Source organism: Mycobacterium sp. (genome assembly GCF_051006775.1).
Taxonomy (GTDB): Bacteria; Actinomycetota; Actinomycetes; order Mycobacteriales; family Mycobacteriaceae; genus Mycobacterium.
The window spans coordinates 1-3,496 of record NZ_JBPCSX010000217.1 but is presented as its reverse complement, the minus strand read 5'-3'; the positions used below and the strand labels follow the sequence as shown (position 1 = coordinate 3,496).

At 65.6% G+C, this 3,496-nt stretch carries 6 protein-coding genes; 1 reads left to right on the top strand and 5 read right to left on the bottom strand.

The window, feature by feature from the left end; all coding sequences use genetic code 11:
* A partial coding sequence (locus ACR2JI_RS15630; protein WP_526391578.1) for a thymidylate synthase occupies positions 1 to 568 on the bottom strand: 568 nt, incomplete at its 3' end.
* 43 nt (positions 569 to 611) lie between these two features.
* On the opposite strand from ACR2JI_RS15630, the gene ACR2JI_RS15625 reads away from it, so the two are divergent.
* Complete coding sequence (locus ACR2JI_RS15625) at positions 612 to 1,349, top strand: dienelactone hydrolase family protein (protein ID WP_526391576.1); 738 nt, start codon at positions 612 to 614, stop codon at positions 1,347 to 1,349.
* Positions 1,350 to 1,355: 6 nt separating this feature from the next.
* On the opposite strand, the gene ACR2JI_RS15620 is transcribed toward ACR2JI_RS15625, so the two are convergent.
* Genes ACR2JI_RS15620 through dapB form a run of 4 tightly spaced genes read right to left on the bottom strand, consistent with a single transcriptional unit; the run spans position 1,356 to position 3,442 of the window.
* The gene (locus ACR2JI_RS15620) at positions 1,356 to 1,802 is read right to left on the bottom strand and encodes a hypothetical protein (RefSeq protein ID WP_526391574.1); all 447 of its coding nucleotides are present in this window, start codon (positions 1,800 to 1,802) and stop codon (positions 1,356 to 1,358) included.
* Between the two features lie 10 nt (positions 1,803 to 1,812).
* Positions 1,813 to 2,262, bottom strand: a complete 450-nt coding sequence (locus ACR2JI_RS15615) for a flavodoxin family protein (RefSeq protein WP_526391572.1) — start codon at positions 2,260 to 2,262, stop codon at positions 1,813 to 1,815.
* On the bottom strand, positions 2,259 to 2,711 hold the full coding sequence (locus ACR2JI_RS15610) for a tetratricopeptide repeat protein (protein ID WP_526391570.1): 453 nt from the start codon (positions 2,709 to 2,711) through the stop codon (positions 2,259 to 2,261). Before ACR2JI_RS15610 ends, ACR2JI_RS15615 begins: the two co-directional genes overlap by 4 nt.
* Positions 2,708 to 3,442 (bottom strand): 4-hydroxy-tetrahydrodipicolinate reductase, encoded by a 735-nt coding sequence (gene dapB, locus ACR2JI_RS15605; protein WP_526391568.1) that lies wholly within the window; start codon positions 3,440 to 3,442, stop codon positions 2,708 to 2,710. Before dapB ends, ACR2JI_RS15610 begins: the two co-directional genes overlap by 4 nt.
* Between the last annotated feature and the right edge of the window lie 54 nt (positions 3,443 to 3,496).

Here is a 3,496-nt window from a genome sequence, read left to right as displayed (position 1 = left end):
TGTGGGTGAGCAGCGCATAGCTCGCGATGTTGAACGGCACTCCCAGGAACATGTCGGCACTGCGCTGGTAGAGCTGGCAGCTCAGCTTGCCGCCGGCCACGTAGAACTGGAAGAACGCGTGACACGGCGCCAGAGCCATCCGCGGAATATCGGCGACGTTCCACGCCGAGACGATGATGCGCCGCGAGTCCGGGTCGGTGCGCAGCAGATCCAAGGCGGCGCTGATCTGGTCGATATGTTCCCCCGTCGGGGTCGGCCACGACCGCCACTGCACGCCGTAGACCGGTCCGAGATCGCCTGTCTCGCTGGCCCATTCATCCCAGATGGTGACACCGTGCTGCTGCAGCCACTCGACATTTGAGTCGCCACGCAGGAACCACAGCAGCTCGTACACCACCGACTTCAGATGCACCTTCTTGGTGGTGAGCAGCGGGAAGCCGGCCGAGAGGTCGTAGCGCAGCTGCTGACCGAACAGGCTGCGGGTACCTGTGCCGGTGCGGTCGGATTTCGGTGTACCCTGATCGAGCACCCGGCGCAGCAGGTCCTCATACGGGGTCGGGATAGCCACGCCGATCAGCTTACGTGCGGCCCGCTGGAGTAGAAACGAAGCCATGCCGACCATCACCGACTCGATCACCACACCGGACGGGACCTGCCCGGTGACCCTCTGCACGCCGGACGGGCTGGGACCGTGGCCTGCGGTCGTGATGTACCCCGACGCCGGCGGTGTGCGGACCGCCCTGCGCGAGATGGCGGCCCGACTGGCCGCACTCGGCTACGTGGTCCTGCTGCCCGACGTGTACTACCGCAGCGGTCAGTGGGCGCCGTTCACCATGAAGGAGGTGTTCGCCGACGAGGCGGAACGGAACCGGTTGTTCGGCATGATGAGGGCCATCACCCCGGAGGTCATGGAGACCGACGCACGGGCCTTCTTCGACTATCTGGCCTCCAGGCCCGAGGTACGTGGGCAGCGGTTCGGCACGACCGGCTACTGCATGGGCGGCCGGACGTCGCTGATCGTGGCCGGCCGGGTGCCCGAACGGGTAGCGGCGGCGATGTCATTCCACGGCGGCGGGCTGGCCGCCGACGATCCGGGCAGCCCGCATTTGTTGGCCGAGGAGATCGGGGCCGCGGTGTACGTCGGCGGCGCCGAGAACGATGCGTCCTACACCGTCGAGGATGAGCAACGACTGGAACAGGCGCTGACCGATGCAGGCGTGGAACACATTCTGGAGTGGTACCCGGCCGAGCACGGATTCGCCGTCACCGATAACGGGCCGTACGACGAGTCATCCGCCGAAAGGCACTGGCGCGCAATGGAAGAGTTCTTCGGCACTCACTTGGGGTAGAAAAGGTCAGGAGCGTTTGAACATTCTCCGGAGTGCGGCGATGATGCCGCGGGCTGCGTAGAGGCCGATCACAACGGACACAAACACCAAGATGATGAAGGTGATCAGCCAGTTGCTCCGCGTATGCGGGACGTTCCACCACACCGCCGTGAACAACAGCGAGCAGAGCAGCAGAACGCCGTCGCGCCAATTGCCCCTGTAGTCGCCGGCTTTCATGCGAAGTTCCCGATTGCGGTCGAGAACCTCGACCAATTCGTGGATGCGCAGATCGATGGTGCGCTGCAATTCGGCCCGAAGTTCGACGTTCTCCTCCGGGATGCTCTTGAGCAGTTCGATATCGGCTTGGATCGCCGCACGGAGGTCCGGCCCCTTGAACGTCCCGATCAGGGATCCCAGCATTGCGCCCCCGGCGATCGGCGCCGCCCCCAGTGCGATATCACCGAGTCTTGACACAGCGCCTCACTTACATCACCGTGGCGGCTAAGGCGCCGCCCAACTCGTAGGCCCTTTTCCGCACTACCGTGTCGATCGGGCCCGTCACCTCCAGGATCTCAGCCGCCCTGCTCAGCCCGAGACCGGTGAGGATCCTCTCCACCGAGGACGCAGCGCCGGCGGTGTCGTTGTTGCCGTGCACCCACAAACCGTAGGGCCGGCCCGCGACGTAGTCCAGAACCGGGTAGTACACCGTGTCGAAGAAGTACTTGAGCGCCCCGGACATGTACCCGAAGTTGGCCGGGGTTCCGAACAGATAGCCGTCGGCGTCGAGCATCTCGGTGACGGTGGCGGCAAGCGCCGGGCGCACGATGACCTCGACTCCGCTGATCTCGGGGTCCCGAGCGCCGGCGAGGACTGCCTCGAGAAGTTCCCGGGTAACCGGCGAGGGTGTGTGATGAACGACCAGCAGGCGCTTCACCGCGAACCCGCCTCCAGTGCCACGGCCTTTCGCATCGTCTCCCGTGCCCGGCGGCGATCGCCGGCGTAGTCGTACGCGCGAGCCAGTCGGTACCAGCGCCGCCAGTTGTCCGGGTCGGCCTCGAGTTCGGTTCGCACGGTGGCGAATAGGGCGTCTGCGGCGTCGCGCTCGATACGGCCCGACGGCATCGTGGGCAGATTCTCGACGGCGAGGTCCATTCCGTCCTCAGCAGCCATCCGGGCCAGCCGCTGATGGGCGAACCCGGCGCGCAGGGTCGCCAGCACGACCCAGACACCGACAACCGGCAGGGCGAGCACACCGACCCCAAGGGCGATCGACTCAACCGTGCCGGTACGGATCAGGACAACGGCAGTGCGGGCCAGCATGGCGAAGTAGATGAACAGCGCGACGCACAGGAACGCGATGACGAACTGGACGCGCAGCTTCACAGCTCGAGCAGTGGTTCGAGACCGATCGTCAGACCGGGGCGCTTCGCGATCTGGCGGACCGCGAGCAGAACTCCGGGCACGAATGAGGTGCGGTCGAGGCTGTCGTGACGAATGGTCAACGTCTCCCCCATGGTGCCGAACAACACCTCCTGGTGCGCCACCAAACCGGTGACTCGCACCGAGTGCACAGGGATGCCGTCGACGTCGGCGCCGCGCGCGCCGGGTAGTCCGGTGCTGGTGGCATCGGGGTTGGGCGGCAGACCTTTTCGCGCCTCGGCGATGAGCTTGGCGGTGCGGGTCGCGGTACCCGACGGCGCGTCGGCCTTCTGCGGGTGGTGCAACTCGATCACTTCCGCGGACTCGAAGTACGGCGCCGCCTTCTGCGCGAAGTACATCGACAGCACCGCGCCGATGGCGAAGTTCGGGGCGATCAGCACACCGGTCCCGGGACTTGTGGCCAGCCACTCACGCACCCGGTCGAGTCGTTCGTCAGTGAAACCGGTTGTGCCGACCACGGCATGAATCCCGTTGTCGATGAGGAACTTCAGGTTGTCCATGACTACGTCGGGATGGGTGAAGTCAATGACGACCTCGGTGCCGCTGTCAGCGAAGAGGCTCAGCGGGTCGCCGGCGTCGACCTCAGCGCCCAGTTCGAGGTCCTTGGCATCGCGCACGGCAGCGCACATCGCCATTCCGACCTTGCCTTTGGCGCCCAGCACCCCGACTCGCATGATGTGAGCGTATCCACAGTCCGGCGTTCATCCACAGGACGGCACATGCTTGCT

Bases quoted from the DNA above. Each gene is read 5' to 3' on its own strand.
- ACR2JI_RS15625 (WP_526391576.1), top strand. From the start codon at position 612: ATGCCGACCATCACCGACTCGATCACCACACCGGACGGGACCTGCCCG.
- dapB (WP_526391568.1), bottom strand. From the start codon at position 3,442: ATGCGAGTCGGGGTGCTGGGCGCCAAAGGCAAGGTCGGAATGGCGATG.